The organism is Exiguobacterium sp. LL15 (assembly GCF_024436095.1).
GTDB lineage: Bacteria > Bacillota > Bacilli > Exiguobacteriales > Exiguobacteriaceae > Exiguobacterium_A > Exiguobacterium_A indicum.
Window position 1 is genome coordinate 154,870 of sequence record NZ_JANFNX010000004.1, and the last position, 18,759, is coordinate 173,628.

The 18,759-nt window shown below is 45.6% G+C and carries 16 protein-coding genes; 6 read left to right on the forward strand and 10 right to left on the reverse strand.

Annotated features, from left to right (window positions below):
• Positions 1-182: 182 nt before the first annotated feature.
• Positions 183-380: a CsbD family protein gene (locus NOM72_RS15105; RefSeq protein WP_023467139.1), complete on the reverse strand. Its 198-nt coding sequence runs from the start codon at positions 378-380 to the stop codon at positions 183-185.
• 154 nt (positions 381-534) lie between these two features.
• Positions 535-1,737, reverse strand: coding sequence for an ornithine--oxo-acid transaminase (locus NOM72_RS15110; protein ID WP_023467138.1), 1,203 nt, complete (start codon positions 1,735-1,737; stop codon positions 535-537).
• Positions 1,738-1,923: 186 nt separating this feature from the next.
• Here NOM72_RS15110 and NOM72_RS15115 point away from each other — a divergent pair, with 186 nt between their 5' ends.
• Positions 1,924-3,951: an EAL domain-containing protein gene (locus NOM72_RS15115; RefSeq protein WP_035398922.1), complete on the forward strand. Its 2,028-nt coding sequence runs from the start codon at positions 1,924-1,926 to the stop codon at positions 3,949-3,951.
• Between the two features lie 57 nt (positions 3,952-4,008).
• Here NOM72_RS15115 and NOM72_RS15120 read toward each other — a convergent pair whose 3' ends face one another.
• A complete protein-coding gene (locus NOM72_RS15120; protein WP_200864055.1) occupies positions 4,009-5,406 on the reverse strand; it encodes a basic amino acid/polyamine antiporter in 1,398 nt (465 codons plus the stop codon).
• Between the two features lie 111 nt (positions 5,407-5,517).
• On the opposite strand from NOM72_RS15120, the gene NOM72_RS15125 reads away from it, so the two are divergent.
• Positions 5,518-6,201, forward strand: a complete 684-nt coding sequence (locus NOM72_RS15125) for an MgtC/SapB family protein (protein WP_255999423.1) — start codon at positions 5,518-5,520, stop codon at positions 6,199-6,201.
• Positions 6,202-6,310: 109 nt separating this feature from the next.
• A complete protein-coding gene (locus NOM72_RS15130) occupies positions 6,311-7,945 on the forward strand; it encodes a peptide ABC transporter substrate-binding protein (protein WP_023467134.1) in 1,635 nt (544 codons plus the stop codon).
• A gap of 116 nt (positions 7,946-8,061) precedes the next feature.
• Here NOM72_RS15130 and NOM72_RS15135 read toward each other — a convergent pair whose 3' ends face one another.
• Both NOM72_RS15135 and ade read right to left on the reverse strand, forming a co-directional pair.
• Positions 8,062-8,319 (reverse strand): hypothetical protein, encoded by a 258-nt coding sequence (locus tag NOM72_RS15135; protein WP_023467133.1) that lies wholly within the window; start codon positions 8,317-8,319, stop codon positions 8,062-8,064.
• A 262-nt stretch (positions 8,320-8,581) separates the two neighbouring features.
• Positions 8,582-10,315 carry an adenine deaminase gene (gene ade, locus NOM72_RS15140; protein WP_255999424.1) on the reverse strand — a complete coding sequence of 578 codons (1,734 nt, stop codon included), beginning with the start codon at positions 10,313-10,315 and terminating at the stop codon, positions 8,582-8,584.
• 124 nt (positions 10,316-10,439) lie between these two features.
• Here ade and NOM72_RS15145 point away from each other — a divergent pair, with 124 nt between their 5' ends.
• Both NOM72_RS15145 and NOM72_RS15150 read left to right on the forward strand, forming a co-directional pair.
• Positions 10,440-10,979, forward strand: coding sequence for a gamma carbonic anhydrase family protein (locus NOM72_RS15145; protein WP_050678069.1), 540 nt, complete (start codon positions 10,440-10,442; stop codon positions 10,977-10,979).
• A 111-nt stretch (positions 10,980-11,090) separates the two neighbouring features.
• Positions 11,091-11,276 carry a hypothetical protein gene (locus NOM72_RS15150; protein WP_050678068.1) on the forward strand — a complete coding sequence of 62 codons (186 nt, stop codon included), beginning with the start codon at positions 11,091-11,093 and terminating at the stop codon, positions 11,274-11,276.
• A 145-nt stretch (positions 11,277-11,421) separates the two neighbouring features.
• Here NOM72_RS15150 and NOM72_RS15155 read toward each other — a convergent pair whose 3' ends face one another.
• Together NOM72_RS15155 and NOM72_RS15160 are read right to left on the reverse strand one after the other, a co-directional pair.
• Entirely contained in the window at positions 11,422-13,005 is a 1,584-nt protein-coding gene (locus tag NOM72_RS15155; RefSeq protein WP_058265728.1) for an ABC transporter permease/substrate-binding protein, read from the reverse strand.
• Entirely contained in the window at positions 13,002-14,129 is a 1,128-nt protein-coding gene (locus NOM72_RS15160) for an ABC transporter ATP-binding protein (protein WP_053452313.1), read from the reverse strand. Before NOM72_RS15160 ends, NOM72_RS15155 begins: the two co-directional genes overlap by 4 nt.
• Positions 14,130-14,321: 192 nt before the next feature.
• On the opposite strand from NOM72_RS15160, the gene NOM72_RS15165 reads away from it, so the two are divergent.
• Entirely contained in the window at positions 14,322-15,317 is a 996-nt protein-coding gene (locus tag NOM72_RS15165) for a LysM peptidoglycan-binding domain-containing protein (protein WP_255999425.1), read from the forward strand.
• A 124-nt stretch (positions 15,318-15,441) separates the two neighbouring features.
• Here the strand turns inward: NOM72_RS15165 and lysA are convergent, their stop codons facing one another.
• From lysA to NOM72_RS15180, 3 genes are read right to left on the reverse strand one after another with little or no spacing between them, the layout of a single operon-like run.
• Positions 15,442-16,758: a diaminopimelate decarboxylase gene (gene lysA / locus NOM72_RS15170; RefSeq protein WP_255999426.1), complete on the reverse strand. Its 1,317-nt coding sequence runs from the start codon at positions 16,756-16,758 to the stop codon at positions 15,442-15,444.
• 13 nt (positions 16,759-16,771) lie between these two features.
• Positions 16,772-17,830 carry an alanine racemase gene (alr, locus tag NOM72_RS15175; RefSeq protein WP_255999427.1) on the reverse strand — a complete coding sequence of 353 codons (1,059 nt, stop codon included), beginning with the start codon at positions 17,828-17,830 and terminating at the stop codon, positions 16,772-16,774.
• Positions 17,827-18,759 carry a branched-chain amino acid transaminase gene (locus NOM72_RS15180; RefSeq protein WP_023467124.1) on the reverse strand — a complete coding sequence of 311 codons (933 nt, stop codon included), beginning with the start codon at positions 18,757-18,759 and terminating at the stop codon, positions 17,827-17,829. The genes alr and NOM72_RS15180 overlap by 4 nt, the downstream gene beginning before the upstream one ends.

Here is an 18,759-nt window from a genome sequence, read left to right on the forward strand (position 1 = left end):
TGACAGAACAATGTAAACGCTTTTACGTTTTTTATTATTCCACATAAACATCTAAATGACTAGACCTTTATACAAATTATTCATTATCTTTTTTTATTGATATAAAAATTCATTATAGCAGACGCTAAAAACCGGACTAGAGTCATTCTCCAGTCCGGTTTTTCTATTTAATTTCAACGGTCTTAGCGGCGATTTGTATCTTCAAAATTTTGTTGGACGTTACCGACTGTTTTCTTCGCCTCGCCTTTTACTTGATCTTTTTTACCTTCGCGCTCTGTCGATTTATCGCCTGTTGCTTTCCCAAGCGCTTCTTTTGCTTTACCCGCTACTTTATCGACGAGACCATCTACTTTTTTATTGAGACCACTGTTGTTTGACATAACCATTACCCCCATTTAAAAGTTTTTTTTGCGATAGTTGTCTGTTCCCTTGTCACTGATTTTCAAACGTTTCCTGTATCAAAACCGACACTTACCTAAACAAAAACAACAGTGAACGTCCTGTCCACTGTTGTTTAATCTAAAGCTATTCTTTTTACTGGGCGACGGAAACACCTAATACTTGTTCAATCCGTTCGAACGCCCAATCCAACTCTTCTTTTGTGATGACGAGCGGTGGTGCAAAACGAATGACTGTCTCATGTGTTTCTTTACAGAGCAAGCCTTTTTCCTTCAACGCTTCGCAATATGGTCGCGCTGCTTCTGTTAATTCAACACCAATGAATAATCCACGTCCACGTACTTCTTTAATCATCGGGTTGTTGATTTGTTTTAATTTCTCCATGAAGTACGTACCGAGTTCGAGTGAACGTTCCGGTAACTTTTCGTCTTCTAATACTTCAAGTGAAGCAATCGAGACGGCACAAGCGAGTGGATTTCCACCGAACGTCGAGCCGTGTGATCCTGGATTGAAGACGGAAAGGACATCTTTATTCGCAGCCACACATGAGATCGGGAATACACCACCACCCAGTGCTTTACCGAGGATATACATATCTGGCGTCACTTCGTCCCAATCAGAGGCGAACCATTTGCCAGAACGGCCTAGTCCAGATTGAATCTCATCCGATACGAGCAGAACATTCTGCGCACGACAAACTTCTTGCGCATCTTTTAAGAAACCATCGTAAGGAATTAAGATGCCTGCTTCGCCTTGAATTGGTTCCAAGATGAATGCCGCTGTATTCTCAGTGATCGCCTGTTTTAATGCCTCAAGATCGCCGTATGGAATTGTCTTGATTCCAGGAAGAAGCGGTCCAAATCCCCGTTGGTATTCTGCTTCCGTTGACATTGAGACGGCTGTCATCGTCCGACCATGGAAGTTTCCTTCACAAACGATGATTTCAGCATCACCTGGGATTTGTTTGACTTCATATGCCCAGCGTCGTGCTGCTTTTACTGCTGTCTCAACAGCTTCCGCACCTGTATTCATCGGTAATACCATGTCTTTACCCGTCAGTTGTGCTACTTTTTCATAGAAAAAGCCCAGTTGATCATTGTGGAAGGCGCGTGACGTCAACGTGATCTTATCCGCCTGTCGTTTTAGAGCCTCGATGATTTTCGGATGACGATGCCCTTGGTTGACAGCTGAGTAAGCGCTCAACATATCCATATAACGACGTCCTTCCGGATCCGTTACGAAGACACCCTCTGCTTCTGAAATGACGATCGGGAGTGGATGGTAGTTATGTGCTCCGAACTGTTCTGTCTGTTGAATGATTTTCTCTGTTTGATTCATCGAGATTCCCCCTTATAGCTCTTTAGAAAACGCTTTCAAAATCATTATAGCAGATTTTCTTGTATAATCTTCATCTAAAAAATGTATAACCTAGAGGATTACGATGCGTAAGAATTGAATATATTGGGAAAAGACAAGACAAGTGAACCGTCATCTCTTTTCATCATAAAGGAGCGTGCGCACGTAATGGATCGTTCGACCATTGATTCCTATGAAGTCGTCATTCAAGAATTCCCTTTACCCGCTTTCATCCTGAATACTGATTTGACCATCCGTTCTTGGAATGAACTAGCCGAAAGCCAGTGGGGCTGGACACAACAAGAAGTCGTGGATCAGACTGTTCCACTTCTTGAACAGGAAGACATGGCATTCAGTCATCAGATTTGGCGTGCCTTCTTGGAACGCCGTCAATCGGTCCAATTACCGAATGCCTCCTTATTGCATAAGACGGGCACTTCTGTAACATCAACTCTCCTTCTGTCTCCTTTACTTGATGATACAGGAACCGTTATTGCCGCTTTTGCTTGCTGTATCCCTTCAGCTGAGCAACAAACGAACATGAAACCACTCTTCCAAGGATTGATGGATTTGCGCTATGCATTCGATCAGATTGCTTCTGTCGCTGTCTTCGATGCACGAGGAACGATCACGTACGCGAATGATCAACTCATCGATGTGACAGGATATTGTTCTGAGATGCTTCTCAACCAACCATGGTCGCTCATCTTAGACCCATCCAGTCCCGTCGTTTCGGAGATTCGTGCACAACTTCGTGAACGAAAAGCCTGGTCTGGTCGCCTTAGCCTCACTTCGCAAACGGGCGAACGAAAACATCTCCAAGCGACATTGATTCCAATTTATGATGCGAACGGCGTTCGTTTTCAGCACCTGTTCATCGGCAACGACATCACGGAAACAACTGCGCTTGAAGAAGAACTTGATTTTTTAGTGCATCATCATGAGATGACGCATTTATTGAATAAACGTGGATTTTTACGCGAAGGAGAATCCTTATTCCGCTCTGCTGGATCACATGATCCCGTTGCACTCATTTTGTTCGATATCGATCGTTTCAAAGTCATCAACGATTCGTTTGGAACACATGTCGGCGATCAACTTCTTCAAGCAATGGCAACGCGTCTTTTGCAACATACGACAGATGTACTTGCTTTTCATCCGACGAGTGATCTGTTTGGTGTCTTGTTACCTGCACCGTCGAGCAATCTACTTTTTCAGTATGCTCGAAAGTTACAACAAGCACTGCAGCGTCCTTATTACATTAACGGTCATTCACTCATCGTTTCTTGTACATTCGGGATCACCGTCTATCCGTCGGAAGCAAAAACACTGGAAGATTTATACCGCCGCTCTGAAACTGCTCTATATGCAGGAAAATCAATTGGTACCGGAACGATTCAGTACTTAACACACGAGATGGACACACAGTTCACACGGAAAATCCAACTCGAACGTTCCCTCTTCACGGCACTCGAAGATCAATCCCTATATCTTGCTTATCAACCAGTCATTGAAATTCAGACACAAGCCGTTAAAGGCTTCGAAGCGTTATTACGCTGGAATCACACGGCACTCGGGAGTATTCCACCAGATGAATTCATCCCACTCGCTGAAGAAGCTTCACTGATCACACCAATCAACAACTGGGTCATCATTGAAGCATGTGAACAGCTCGCGAAGTGGCAACAGACGATTAATCCTGAACTGACGATGGCAATCAATATTTCACCGCATCAGTTCCAAAGTGACTCTTTTATTCGAACGTTGCAACATATCGTAACGGAGCGACTCGTTTCACCATCTTCCGTTACGCTGGAGATGACAGAGAATATTGCGATTTTACAGACGCAACGAACGGTCGAACGTATGCACCTCATCAAGTCGTTCGGCTTCCGTTTATCGATCGATGATTTCGGTACCGGTTATTCTTCTTTACAGTATCTCAGTGCTTTTCCAATCGACGAATTAAAAATTGATAAAGTATTCATTGATGGTCTGGCGAAAAATGACCATGCCTTGCTGGATTCCATCATTCAACTTGGTCACAACTTAGAGTTGAATCTTGTCGCTGAAGGTGTTGAGACAGAACACGCGTTAGATTATCTAAAAACAACATCGTGTCAGCATATGCAAGGGTTTATTTTCTCTGAACCTCTATCTGTACAGGATATCGAAAAACGATTCTTAGCACCTTAATCAAAAAAGAAGTCACGGTGGATAACAATCACCGTGACTTCTTTTGCATATCATTTCTTACAACTGAATTTCTCCTACAACCATTCCGTAAACGGCTACTCCTGCTAAGACAACGAGGATCATACTAGCAATCCACTCATAACGTGACATGCCCGTCCGTTGCTGTTCTCGCTCTGCTAACGCGTACGCGAGAATCCCTGGAGCATAGACTAATGCCGCGATGACGATGTACCAGATACCCGACGCATAGACGAGCCAAATCGAATACGCTGATGCGATGACAGAGAAAAGTAACATTTTCTGATTGCGTTCTTCGCGCGATGTCCGAATGCTATACAACGCTGATAATAGGTACGGTAATAACGCACAAATCCCGGCGATACTCGATAAGACAAGATAGGTTTGCGCTGAGAAAAGCGCGATTCCTGCGACGACTTGTGTCGCGATCTGTGTAATCAACAGCGCACCGACTGGAGCTCCTTTTCGATTCGTTTTTGCGAATGCTTTCGGAAACGCACCGTCTTTCGCCACAAGATACGATATTTCTGATGCGAGAATCGTCCATCCGAGAAGTGCGCCAGATAGTGAAATAATCAAACCGATCATGATGATCGTCGCACCGATTGGTCCAATCGCTGCTTCTAATACATACGCCATCGTCGGTTCTTTTAATCCAGCTAGTTGTTCTTGACTAAGCACTCCGAGTGATAGAACAGAAATCAAGATATAGATGACTAACACTCCAACGAGTCCTGTTACCGTCGCTTTTCCGACATCACTTCGATTTTTAGCACGACTCGACAAGACGACTGCCCCTTCAATACCAACGAACGCCCAAAGCGTGACGAGCATCGTTCCTTTTACCTGATCGAAGATCGAACCGAGTTCTGTTCCCTTTCCCCAAATATCTAAATTAAACGTTTTGATATTAAAGGCAATTCCTACTAAAAGGATGAAAATCAAAATCGGAACGAGCTTTGCAATCGTCGTAATCAAATTGACGAGTGTCGCTTCCTTGATTCCGCTTGAGACGAGCCAGAACAATCCCCAAATGACGACCACACTCATCAAAAGGAGGAATATTCGATTTTCTGCTGCGAAAATCGGGAAGAAATAACTAATCGCATTAAACACGAGCGTGATATTCGCAACCGTTCCAATCCACGCCGATACCCAGTATCCCCACGCACTGTTAAAGCCGACAAAACGTCCAAATCCTTCACGCGCATAGGCATAAATGCCGCCTTCGAGCTCTGGTTTACTATTGGCGAGATGCTGGAATACTAACGCGAGCATGATCATTCCGATCCCCGTTATACTCCATCCGATGAGGATAGGTCCTGCACTTGCACTTTGGGCCATTGCACCAGGGAGGTTAAAAGCTCCTCCACCGACCATGGACCCGATGACCATTGCCGCGAGCGCAAAGAAGCCGATTTTTTGCTGATTCATGATGAGACACTTCCTTTTTCCGTATATCTATTACATCTTACGTATATTCATTCGAAAGACACAAAAGTCATTATAACAAATCACCTTCTAAAGTAAAGAAAGGATTTGAGACGAATGAACTGGATTCATGTATTTCAGCTCGAAGACCTTCTAAAACTCCTATTGGCTGCTACACTTGGAATTTTCATCGGATTCGAGCGTGAAATTAAAAATAAACCGGTCGGTATACGCACTAGCCTCGTAATTACCCTCATCAGCTGTCTTTTAACCATTGTCTCTATAAAATCCGTCCTGCTCTATCACGATATGGCGACTCATGTCCAGATGGATCCGATGCGCCTTGTCGCGCAAATCATTACCGGAATCGGATTCATCGGAGCTGGTGTCATCTTACGACGACCACATGATATCGTCAGCGGACTAACAACTGCCGCCATTATATGGAGTGCAAGTGGGATTGGGATTGCTGTCGGTGCCGGATTCATTTGGGAATCGATTTTTCTCGTTCTCTTTCTCTTTTTCCTATTAGAAGGTCTGACTTGGATGATGCGTCACATCAACAATAGTCGATTTGAAGCGAACGTCCTCGTCGCACATTTACTTCTTCCCGCCGATCTTGATCCATCCGACATCATCTTCGCCCTTGAACAAAAAGGTGTTCGGATTACGAATATACGCATGCGAGGAAATCCAATTCGATTAACATTACGGATGTATTCCCCTCATTCGCTGACCCTATTCCTACTTTATGACTATTTAAAATCACTTGGAATTAAGGATATAGACCTTGATCAGTAAGAATTATCTGAAAATTTATGTTGCATTTTTAATCACTTTCACTTAAATTAACAATATGTTCACATTTTTCTGAAATATTTAAAACTAACTCTCGGGGGGTCATCGTTCCATGAATAAACCATCGAAAATTGCTTTTGCTGGACTATCCAGCATTGCACTACTTGCTGTCGCTGCATGCGGGCAAGGAAATGATGAGAATGCAAGCGGCTCGGATTCGAAAAATAAGAAAAAGGAAGTCACGCTCGTTTCGACGACAGATGTACCTCAGCTCGATCCGACGAAAACGACGGACTCGACTTCCATCATTGTTACGAACAACGTCTTTGAAGGACTCTATCGTCTTGACGGCGATAATAAGCCAACACCTGGAATCGCAGAAAGTGTCGAAGTATCAGACGATAAAAAAACATACACGTTCAAATTGCGTAAAGATGCGAAATGGTCAGATGGATCAGCTGTCACAGCAGATGATTTCATTTATGCTTGGAAACGTGCACTTGATCCAAAGACAGCAGCAGAATACGCGTACATTTTACAAGATTTGAAAAACGCCAATAAAATCATGGCTGGAGACGCTGAACTCGATGAACTCGGTGTCAAGAAAGTCGATGACCAAACACTTGAAGTACAACTCGAAGCTCCTGCTCCTTACTTCCTTGGCTTAACGAGTTTCCCAACGTACTTACCATTAAAGCAATCATTCGTCGAAGATAAAGGCGATAAGTTTGCGACAAGTGTTGATACAATGGTCTTCAACGGACCTTTCGTACTCGATAAGTGGCAAGCGAACGCTGGGTGGACATATAAGAAAAATCCGGATTACTGGGATAAAGCAAGCGTCAAGATGGATCAAATTAACGTTAAAGTCGTCAAAGAGATTTCGACTGGCGTCAACCTCTTTGAATCAAAAGAAGTCGATTTTGCACCGATTACATCGGAGTTCGTCTCACAGTACGAAAAATCAGAGGATTACAAGACTCGTCCAGATGCTCGGATCAACTTCCTTCGCTTTAACCAAAAGAATAAAGCATTGAAAAACAAAAACATTCGTAAAGCACTTGCACTCGGTTTTGAGAAGCAAGGGATTACCGATGTCATCCTAAACGATGGATCAAAACCAGCGAACTTTATCGTTGCGAAGGATTTCACATTTACACCAGATGGCGAAGACTTCCGTACGAAGTATCCGGATCTTCAAAGCTACGATGCAGATGCAGCGAAAAAAGCTTGGGATGCTGGTTTGAAGGAACTTGGTGTCAAAACAGTTGAACTCAGCATGCTCTCACGGGATGAAGATGCTTTCAAGAAAGTCTCTGAGTACTTAAAAGGTGACCTAGAGAAACATCTTCCTGGTTTGACGATCAATATCAAACAACAACCATTCAAAAACTTCCTCGATCTCGAATCGAAGGGTGATTATGACATCTCTGCAGCTGGATGGGGACCTGACTATCAGGATCCAATGACGTTCCTCGACATGTGGTTGACAGGCGGAAGCTTCAACCGGATGGAATACTCGAACAAAAAGTTCGATGATCTCATCAAAGGAGCGAAACAACAAGCCGATGAAGCGAAGCGTTGGTCTGATATGCAAGAAGCTGAAAAAATCTTGCTAACAGATGACTACGCGATTGCGCCGATCTACCAAAAAGGTGAAGCTTACTTGCAACGGACAAACATTGATAAATTATACCGTCACCCATTCGGTGCCGATATGAGCTTTAAATGGATGGAATTAAAATAACCCTTTAGAATATTGATGAACAAGTAGCGGATCTCGTTCCCTACTTGTTTTTTTATTTTCCAACGCGGTTCTCAGAAAACAACAAAGACCCCTTCTGACGGAGCCATCGGGGGTCTTTACTGTGCGATTTGTTTATAAAAAGCAATCTCTTCATCCTGTCCTTCCTCAACTGCTCGGAAGAATTCAGCGAAGTAAGCATAAAGAACGGTGCGTTCCTCATACGTTGGTCGAGCTTGACGAATGACGGAGAATGCAAGATTTCGCAACTGACGTTTTGTTCGTCGATGTGTTGGTAACGCATGGAACTGACGCGTAAATGAACGATAGACATCCGCAATCAAAGCTTCGTGCCCTTCAAAATATGTCTTATCCATAATGATGATCTCCTTTCTAACCTTGTTGTCCTACTGTTTTCTACGAACCTTTTAGATAAAAGTTTCATAGAAAGTGAGAATTCTCACAAATGATATAGACCTTACTATAACAAGCTTTCCAAAATGATTCAACATCCAAACTATTAAGTTTCATTAAGGAATTTTAGCCGTTTTGTAAAGTTCCTTTCTTTGATTTTAGATCATCTATTCCTAACACAAAACGGTCTGAGTCCCGGAAAGAGACTCAGACTCGCGACGGACATCAGTCTGCTTGTACTGAAATATGCTGGAAGTGTTTCACATCGAATAATCCACTGTCGGTCAGCTTTAATTCCGGAATGACCGGTAAGCAAAGGAATGACATCGTCAAATAGGGATTAAAGGAACGATCCGCCTCTAACACATCGAGGGCATCATTCAATGCTTCGAGTGTATCTCCAACTTCTTGGAAGGGACGATTCGTCATCAGTCCAGCGATTTCAAGCGGTAACTCAGCAAGTACCTCTTGCCCATTGACGGCAATGACTCCCCCACCCGCTTGGACGAGACGTTCCGCAGCGAGTTGCATCTCTTCGTCTGAAGCGCCAACGATGACGAGGTTGTGCGAATCATGGGCAACAGTCGCCGCAATCGCTCCGCGTTTCATCTTGAAACCTTTGACGATCCCGACTGCCGAGAAGGATGTGCCGTGATGCCGTTCAATGACAGCAATCTTTAAGAGATCCTGCTCCGGTACAGGCACGAAATGTCCGTCTTGAAGCGGAACGTCGAGAACCAGATGTTCCGTGACGATGCTTTTTGGAATGACTCCGATCACATGCGCCCGTGATGATTCAAGTGGCAGCGCAAATACTTCCGGCGTAATCGGTTTTGTATTCAATGCACCTCGTAACGATTCTGGAACATGCGCGCGCCGTACTGTTCGGGTCGTTTTTCCTGCTCGTGCGACACACTCACCTTTAATATAAACCTCGTCAATCACGACGTTATCGGCATCGGATAACAGGACGAAGTCCGCCCGGCGTCCCGGCACGATAGCTCCACGATCGTCCAGACGATAGGCATTCGTCGCATGCAACGATGCCATCGCATATGCTGTCTCGCGTTTAATCCCATGACGAATCGCATAGCGGATATTATAGTCGATCGTACCTTCGCGTAATGTATCGTCCAAATGTTTATCATCCGTACAGAAGAGGAAACGGCTCGCATTGCTTTCCGTCACAGCATCGAGTACTTCTTTTAAGTTTCGAGCTGCCGAACCTTCCCGTACTTCGACATACAGACCACGACGTGCTCGGGCGATCGCATCTTCCTTACTGACGGATTCATGATCCGTTCGAATTCCGGCGACACCATAAATGTTAATTTCGCGTGGTCCGAGTCCCGCCGCATGACCATCGACCAGTTTTCCTGCGTCTTCGATCTGTTTAATTTTTTTGAGCATATCGTGATCGGCTCGTTCGACCGCTGGATAATCCATGACTTCTCCCAAACCATGGACACCAGGATGATCGACGAACGGTGCAAGTGCCGCCGCATCAAGAGATGCTCCCGCGTGTTCAAACGAAGTGGCCGGTACGCAGCTCGGTAGCATCATGCGGACATCAAGGGCGAGACCTTCAGCATCGTCTAGCATGAAGGATAATCCTTTCGCTCCTTTGACATTCGCGATCTCATGCGGATCGGCGATGATCGTCGTGACACCTAATGGTAGAATCGCTTGCTCATACTCACTCGGTGGCACCATCGATGATTCAATATGGACGTGGGCATCGACGAAACTTGGTGCGATGAAAAGTCCTTCTCCCGGACGATTCTCGATTCCCTCATACCCCTCTCCGACAGCCGCAATATAGCCTGAATCAATCACTACATCTGCTGTATATGTCTCACGTGTCATGACATCAATGACTGAAATATTCTGATAGACGACGGCTGCTTTCTCTTTTTTGGCAGCAATCGCGATCAATCTTTCACGCACTGTTTGTTCCATCCTGTCTCCTCCTGTTGTAAGCGTATTTTTACCATCTTACAATTAGTTTGGAAGCTGTTGCAATTTATTTTTTGTAACGTCAAGATGAAAGAGTATCGATTTAATGTCTGAGGGGGAAAAACGCATGAAATATCGTGTCGGTTCACTTGTTCCAAACATCGATCCATCCGTTTATTTAGCAGACGGATCTAAAGTCATCGGAGAGGTCACGATCGGAAAAGACTCATCTGTCTGGTTCAATACCGTCATCCGGGGAGATGAAGGTCCGATTCACATCGGGGAACGCGTCAACATCCAAGATGGTTCGATGATTCATCAGTATGAAGGATATCCGACCATCATTGAAGATGAAGTGACGATTGGTCATATGGCGATGATTCACGGCGGAATCATTCGAAAAGGAGCGTTAATCGGAATGTCGGCGACGATCCTCGATGAAGCCGAAATCGGAGAAGGAGCATTCGTTGCTGCCGGAAGCCTTGTTCCGCCAAAAATGAAGGTACCTGCCGGAGCGATGGTCATGGGTGTTCCTGCAAAAATCGTCCGGGATATCAGTGACCATGATCGATTCATCATGGAACGAACAGTCCGAAAATACGTGAAACGAGGTCAGCAGTATGCTGACAGTTGTGAAGCTATCACAGAGGATATGACAAGTTTGTGAGAACGTTTACAAAGTTCACAGGTTCTTAATACCTCCCCTCTTCCGTCTTTACAATTCTTTCGTACACTAGAGGTGTAAGAGATGAATCAAGACACAGAGAGGGGATTTTACATGATTCCAGTATACGAAGAACGCATCATGTCTGATTTGTTTTCATCTACGAATAACCCAAGTTACGGTTTGCCGACGTTACCCGAATCGGAAACGGATTGGTTGACAGTCGAGATTCAAGCACGTATCGTTAAAGATGCCGAGCACCGCCTTGGAACATTAAACCGAGAGGAAGAACGTGTATGATTCAGCAACGCACTGTTCGCGCTTGGCTCGCTAGTCGCATCAAAAAATAATTTAATCACTTGATTACGTATTTTCCAAAACGATATAGCGCGTCAGCGCGCATACAAAAAGAGCCGAAGCGGATTCCCGCCTCGGCTCTACCTGTTTATTTTGAAATTAATCCTTCTTCGATCAAGAAATCACGCGCGACTTTTTCAGGGCGCTGTTTCTCGACATCTGCTTTGTAATTCAATTCTTGCATCTTCTCATCCGTAATTTTATCTTTTAACGTGTTGAGGACTTTTTTCAGCTCCGGATGTTCTTCAAGCGTTTCTTGACGAACAAGCGGTACCGCATAGTATGGTGGGAAGAACTTTTTATCGTCTTCTAGCACTGTCAAATCGAATTTTTGTAACAAACCATCTGTTGAGAAGCTATCGATGACGTTCGTTCGACCATTCGTCAGTGCTGTATAACGGAGTCCTCCATCGACTGGTTGTACATCTTGGAATTTCATGTCCGGGTACTTTTTCTTCAGACCAAGGTAACCATCTTCCCGGTTCGCGAATTCGATTGTTGATCCGAGAATCAAACGATCACTGACTTTTGACATATCTGATACCGTCTTCAAGTCATATTTTTCGATATCTTCTTTCGTCATGGCGAGGGCATACGTATTGTTGAAACCGATTGGGTCAAGGACGTCGACCTGACTTTTTTCCGGAATCATCTTCCCGACTTTTGCATAGACTGTTTCCGGATCCGTCTCGACGTCTTGCTTGAGAACGTCGATCAACAAAGTACCTGTGTACTCGACATACGCGTCGATTTCCCCTTTTTCAAGCGCCCCGTAAGCGACTTTTGTTCCGCCGAGGTTCAATTGACGTTCGACTTCTAAATCCGTTTTATCTTCGATTAAATCCGCTAACATATTTCCAAGAATCAATTGTTCTGTAAAGTTCTTCGATCCGATGACGATCTTATCGTCCTTAAGGAAAGAGTAAGCGACCGATCCACCAATTAATATGAAAACGATACTTGCGATCGCGATCTTGCGTCCAGCTGGCATCGCCTTGCGACGCTTCCGTGCCTTATTCTTGATTCGACCATCTGCAAGAGGAATCCCATTTGGCGCCACGGAGTATTCAATCCGACTGACAACGAAGTCGATGACAAGAGCTAAAATACCGGCTGGAATTGCTCCGGCAAGAATCTGGTTATTATCAACTGTTTGAATACCTGAGAAGACGAGGTAACCAAGACCACCGGCACCGATGAATGCTGAGATCGTCATTAAACCAACAGCTGTAACGGCTGAAATTCGAATCCCTGCCATCATGATCGGCAAAGCAAGTGGAATCTGAACCTTACTGAGGATTTGCCGATCCGTTAAACCAATTCCTTTGGCTGCTTCGAGCGTGTCCCCTGGAATGCTCGACAGACCCGTGTACGTATTTTTAACAATTGGCAAGAGTGAATAGAGCACGACCATGATGATCGCTGGTGTCGACCCGATACCAATGAACGGAATCAAGAAACCAAGTAAGGCAAGACTCGGAACGGCTTGCACGACGCTCGTCAGCGCAAGGACAGGCTTCGCGAACTTTTGGTAACGGGTGATCAGAATCCCGATCGGAATCCCGAGAACGACCGCGATGACGACGGCAAAGACCGTCAGCTGTAAGTGCTCTAGCAATAAATCACCGATCTGATCGGTATTATTTTTTACATAATCAAAGAATCCGTTCATTGGACTTCCTCCTCATGAATGAATTGCTCACTCAAGACGGAAAGTAAGCTACTACGTGTGATCAACCCTCTGAGTTTTCCTGTTGCATCCGTTACTGGTAGATAACCAGTCTCTTCCTGATTCATGACTTCAAGAACATCGAGTAATGAATCGTGTTCATTGACGGCGATGATTTCGCCCTCCATCACTTCTTCGATCCGTTGGCTCTTATCCGGAATCGTCTGGATGTTCTTCAACTTAATCAGCCCTTGTAAGACACGGTCACGATCGGTGATCAACAGGCTGTCGACTTTGCGTCCACGCATGATTTCAATTCCCTGCAACAACGTCCGTTTGCCACTGATTGAAACTGGGTCCTCGATCATGATATCTTCTGCCTTGATGAATTCTGGACTACTCCAGATTTTATTTTTTCCGATGAACGATTCGACATATTCATCTTTTGGATGACGCAAGATTTCTTCTGGAGTATCGAACTGGACGATTTCCCCATCACGCATGATACATATCCGATCCGCTAACTTGATCGCTTCATCCATATCATGGGTGACGAAAACGATCGTCTTCTTCACTTCTTCTTGCAAGTTAAAAAGTTCTTCCTGTAGATCGTTACGGGTAACGGGATCGAGTGCACTGAACGGCTCATCCATCAAAATGACATCAGGATCATTCATTAAAGCTCGTGCGAAACCGACACGCTGTTGTTGTCCACCACTGAGTTCGCTCGGATAACGATCGATGAATTGCTTTGGATCAAGCCCGACCATCGTCAACAATTGTTCTGTCCGTTGATCCATTTCATCGTGATCTTTCCCCTCAAGCCCCGCAATCAATTGAATGTTTTCCCGGACCGTCATGTGAGGGAACAAGCCGGTTTGCTGGATGACATATCCCATATGACGTCTTAATTCAATCGTATCTGTCTTCATGATGTCCTTCCCGTTGACTAAAATCGTACCTGAAGAAGGTTCAATCAATCGATTGATCATCTTAAGTGATGTCGTCTTCCCACAACCACTTGGTCCGATGAAGACAACGAGTTCACCCTTTTGAATCTCGAGCGATAAGCCTTTCAAGACGACATTGTCCTTAAACTGCTTACCGACGTTTTTGAATTCGATCATTCCTTCTCACTCCTTTTTACTATTTCCATATATTATGGTTTCCCAAAAAGATTACGGTTTAAACAAATTTTCTGTAATTTAGTTTTATTTCTTTGCAAAACGGGAATTTCTTAGTTCTTTTTTTAAAATAAAGGGAATACCTTAATAAAGAGTACTTGTAAAGCATGTTTTTGATGAAGGAGGTACTAGACGATGAACATCAAGAAACCCACCATCATGATGATCGGACTGCTTCTCCTGACTCCACTTTCAACCCCCTCACAGGTCGATGCAGCGAGCTCTACGTTCGTTACGAAAGGAACGACGACGCAAAAAGTCGTCGCATTGACGTTTGATGACGGTTCAGATGGAACGAACATTGCCAAAATCTTAAGTATCTTAAAAAGTAACCAAGTGAAAGCGACTTTCTTTTTGACAGGCAGTGGTGCAACCAACCATCCCCAATCGATCAAAAACATCGCAACCGCTTCTCCGACACATCAAATCGGCAATCACTCATATTCGCATCCGGATTTTACGACACTAACAGCGAGCCAGATGACGAGTGAATTATCCCGAACAGAATCTCTCATCCGGTCCTTGACCGGAAAAACGACGAAACCAATTTTCCGAGCGCCGTTTGGTGCAAGTAATAGCAACGTGTTGAGTGCCGTTGGGGCGGCAGGTTACACGAAAACGATTCAATGGAATATTGATACGACGGATTGGAAAGGCATCTCTTCAACAGCCATCTTGGATCGTGTATTACCAAAAGTCGTTCCCGGATCGATTATTCTGATGCATACCGGTGCTGGTGCGAAAGGAACACCGACCGCCTTGCCGACGATGATTTCGAAACTCAAAGCCAAAGGCTATTCGTTCGTCACGATTTCAGAACTCCTCCGCTCACCAACTCCAACCGGTACGACGTATACCGTCAAAGCTGGCGATACACTCTATTCGATCGCCCGTAAATACAATGTCTCGGTCTCTGCCCTCGCGAGTGCGAATAACATCACGAATTGGAATCTGTTGAATGTCGGTCAAGTCTTGAAAATTCCAACAACGATGTATACGGTCAAAGCCGGTGATACACTTTACTCGATTGCGACACGATATGGTGTCACCGTCACAGCATTGATGCAGGCAAACAACATTACGAATCCGAACCTATTGCTCATTGGACAAGTCTTAAAAATTCCAAACTGAATCTGCTGATCGCAACAAAAAAACGATCCCTCTCTATTCAAGAGAAGAATCGCTTTAGATCGTATGCATGAAATCGGCGCGATAGCGTCGGTTTTTTTTATCCTCTCGTTTGACCCCTTACCTCTTATGACTCTGATCGGACCCCGTTGATCCCAAGATCACACTGAATCAAATCCACATACGTTTGTCGGCGGACGACTTCACGGGATTCCCCGTCCCGAACGAAAACGAGTGCCGGACGTAAGAACTGGTTGTAGTTGCTTGCCATCGAGAAGTTATACGCTCCTGTCCCAAAGACGGCAAGGGTATCGCCACCGTTCGGTGTGACCAACTGTGCTTTTTCAGCGACGAGATCCCCTGATTCACAAGCTGCTCCAACGACCGTCACTTCGGTCGTTTCGCCACTCATCCGGTTAGCGATGACGGTTTCATACACGGCACCGTAAAGTGCTGGGCGAATGTTATCTGTCATTCCGCCATCGACCGAAAGATATGTTCGGACGCCTTCGATCTCTTTGATTGCCCCGACCGTATACAGTGTCGTTCCTGCATTCGCAACGACCCAGCGGCCTGGCTCGATCCCGATGCGCGGACGTTCGATGCCGAGTCGCTCCGTTTCCGTCTCGATGACATCCATGACGCGTGCAATCGTCGCTTCAAAATCAAGCGGATGATCGTCCTGTGTATAGGCAATACCGAAGCCACCGCCAACATTAACTTCGCTGACTGTGAAGCCATGATGCGCACGAATCGTTTCGACAAAGCCCATCATCGTCCGAGCTGTCTGTTCGAACAGTGACGGATCTTGGATTTGCGAACCGACATGACAATGGATGCCAAGTAACGACAGATGCTCCGATGCTAAAATCGCTTCGATCGCGTCCAAATAATCTGACGCATGCGTTGAGAAACCGAATTTCGTATCGACACCACCAGTCTGGATTTTCGCATGCGCTCCCCCGATGACTTGTGGCACGATCCGGATCAGGACATGAACGGTTTGACCTGCTTGCGCTGCGATGGCTTCGAGTTGTGCAATTTCGGCAAAGTGATCGATGACGATCCGTCCGACACCTTGCTCGACGGCATATTGAAGATCAGCCGTCGATTTATTCGAACCATGGAAATAGATCCGTTCTGCCGGAACGCCGGATTGGCGGGCGATGAAAAGTTCGCCCCCCGTAACGACATCGATTCCGAGACCATGACGCACGACTTGTTCGTACACCGCACTAACCGTCAGTGCTTTAGAAGCGAAGGAAGCATACGTGTTCGGATACTTATCAAGGAAGTGTTCCCGGACGGTCGCTAATCGATCCGTCAGCTCCCGCTCTGCCATCACGTACAATGGTGTTCCGTACTGTGCTGCAAGATCGGTCGCTGCGACACCATCGATGTGCAACGTGTTGTTTTCTTCTGTCAGGTATTGACTTCCATACATAATAAGTTCCTCCTTATAGATACTGATGCGTCAAACGCCACGATCGGGCGCACATCTGCTCTGAATTGTTCGCTGCTCCTGTCCGGGTGATATCGTCAATTTCAACGCCATCCCCGTATAGCACGACCTCGTCTCCAACCTCAACCGTTCCATCGACAGCGACGAATGTATGACTCATGAATAATTTATTGATGACCGGATAAGGTTTTTCTTTGATGTGAACAGGCAACGCGGCACGCCCACGGACGACACCGTCTCCATAGCCGACGGGTAAAATAGCAATCCGCATCGGTTCTGTACTCGTAAAGTTCGTCCCGTACCCAACGTGTTCACCTGGTCCAATTTCGCGAATTTCAACGACCTCCGTTGTCATCCGTAGCGAAGGAACGAGCCAGTCCATCTTTTCAATCGGTGAATAGCCGAATAAGAAAATGCCCGGGCGGACATAGTTACAAAATGCGAGACGCGGATCGTGTTTGACGATCGTCGCACTGTTTTCCGAATGGATATACGTAAACGTATGGCGCTTTCGTAACACATCGGCAATGGCGACGAAACGTTCGACTTGTCCATCGTGATCCGCATCCGGTTCATCGGCAAGCGGAAAGTGTGTATATAAACCTGTTAAAGCGAGCGAATCTGCTTGCGCAAGCGCAAGGACAGCTTCCGCCTCTTGAAGCGAACTGACACCAAAACGATTCATCCCGACGTTGATCTTCAAATGTAACTCGATTCCCTGCAGCTGTTTACTTTTTAGGGCGAGCCATTCTAGCGATGAGACCCCGAGTGCGATTCCGAAACGTCGTGCTGTTTCAAAATCCTCCGTCGGATTCATCACCAGTACATAACTGTCTGGAAAATTCGTTTTGATTTCAATGGCTTCATACAACTCAGCGACAGCAAAGTGATGCACATCAGATGCCATCAGCGTCTCGACCATCTCGAGCATACCTAAGTTATACGCATTGTTCTTGACCACGGCAAAAATACGTTTACGTGACCGAGCGAAGACCGATGCGACGTTCTGTCGCACCGCCTTCCGATCGATCGTGACGAGTGTACGCGTCGTCATTCTGCGACAGCGGGTGTCACATACGTCAACCAATCCGCATATTGCGGCAATTGACCTGTGACGGCTTGACGGTAAAGATCGAGCAACTCATCTGCGACGTTCCGTGTTCCGCCGTTGATCGAGATATGATCGATTTCACCGACACTCGTGATTTCAGCAGCTGTTCCTGTTAAGAAGATCTCATCTGCGACATACAGCTCATCGCGTCCGATGTGACGTTCAACAACAGGATAGCCTTGATCTTGTGCCAAACGGATGATGACTTGGCGTGTGATACCGTCGAGTACTGAACAATCAAGTGACGGTGTATGAATCGTTCCGTTTTTAAGAAGGAAGAGGTTCGCAACACTCGCTTCACTGACGTTTCCGTTCATATCGAGTGCGATGGCTTCATCAAATCCATCACGGATCGCTTCACCTTTTAAGAGTTGTGAGTTCATATAGTTCGCAGCCGCTTTCGCTTGCATCGGCATCATCGTTGATGAGACGCGGCGGTATGATGCGACTTTGGCACGGATGCCAGCGCCTTTATCGAAGTATTCCCCAAGCTCCCAGCAAGAGATACCGACATGAACCGTCGTATCTTTCGCCATCAATGCTTGCCATGGCGTACCGAGGAACACGAATGGACGGATATAACAAGATTCGAATCCGTTTTTCGCAACTAGATCAATCGTCGCCTGGACGAGTTCATCAACCGTATACGGAATCGTGACGTGATAATACGCACAACTGCGGAAGAGACGTTCGATATGTTCCTTCAATTGGAAAATCGCCGGTCCGTCCGGTGTCGCGTAAGCACGAATTCCTTCAAAGAATCCACTACCATAGTGAATCGCATGTGACATGACGCTTGTGTTCGCATCTTTCGGATCATGAAAGACTCCATCTAACCAAATTGCTTCTCCATACTGTGTATCCACTGCCAT

Coding starts and splice junctions, on each gene's coding strand:
- NOM72_RS15150 (WP_050678068.1), top strand. CDS start 11,091: ATGATTCCAGTATACGAAGAACGCATCATGTCTGATTTGTTTTCATCT.
- NOM72_RS15125 (WP_255999423.1), top strand. CDS start 5,518: ATGAACTGGATTCATGTATTTCAGCTCGAAGACCTTCTAAAACTCCTA.
- NOM72_RS15160 (WP_053452313.1), bottom strand. CDS start 14,129: ATGATCGAATTCAAAAACGTCGGTAAGCAGTTTAAGGACAATGTCGTC.
- NOM72_RS15105 (WP_023467139.1), bottom strand. CDS start 380: ATGTCAAACAACAGTGGTCTCAATAAAAAAGTAGATGGTCTCGTCGAT.
- NOM72_RS15115 (WP_035398922.1), top strand. CDS start 1,924: ATGGATCGTTCGACCATTGATTCCTATGAAGTCGTCATTCAAGAATTC.
- NOM72_RS15110 (WP_023467138.1), bottom strand. CDS start 1,737: ATGAATCAAACAGAGAAAATCATTCAACAGACAGAACAGTTCGGAGCA.
- lysA (WP_255999426.1), bottom strand. CDS start 16,758: ATGTATGGAAGTCAATACCTGACAGAAGAAAACAACACGTTGCACATC.
- NOM72_RS15135 (WP_023467133.1), bottom strand. CDS start 8,319: ATGGATAAGACATATTTTGAAGGGCACGAAGCTTTGATTGCGGATGTC.
- NOM72_RS15145 (WP_050678069.1), top strand. CDS start 10,440: ATGAAATATCGTGTCGGTTCACTTGTTCCAAACATCGATCCATCCGTT.
- NOM72_RS15165 (WP_255999425.1), top strand. CDS start 14,322: ATGAACATCAAGAAACCCACCATCATGATGATCGGACTGCTTCTCCTG.
- NOM72_RS15130 (WP_023467134.1), top strand. CDS start 6,311: ATGAATAAACCATCGAAAATTGCTTTTGCTGGACTATCCAGCATTGCA.
- alr (WP_255999427.1), bottom strand. CDS start 17,830: ATGACGACGCGTACACTCGTCACGATCGATCGGAAGGCGGTGCGACAG.
- NOM72_RS15180 (WP_023467124.1), bottom strand. CDS start 18,759: ATGGCAGTGGATACACAGTATGGAGAAGCAATTTGGTTAGATGGAGTC.
- ade (WP_255999424.1), bottom strand. CDS start 10,315: ATGGAACAAACAGTGCGTGAAAGATTGATCGCGATTGCTGCCAAAAAA.
- NOM72_RS15155 (WP_058265728.1), bottom strand. CDS start 13,005: ATGAACGGATTCTTTGATTATGTAAAAAATAATACCGATCAGATCGGT.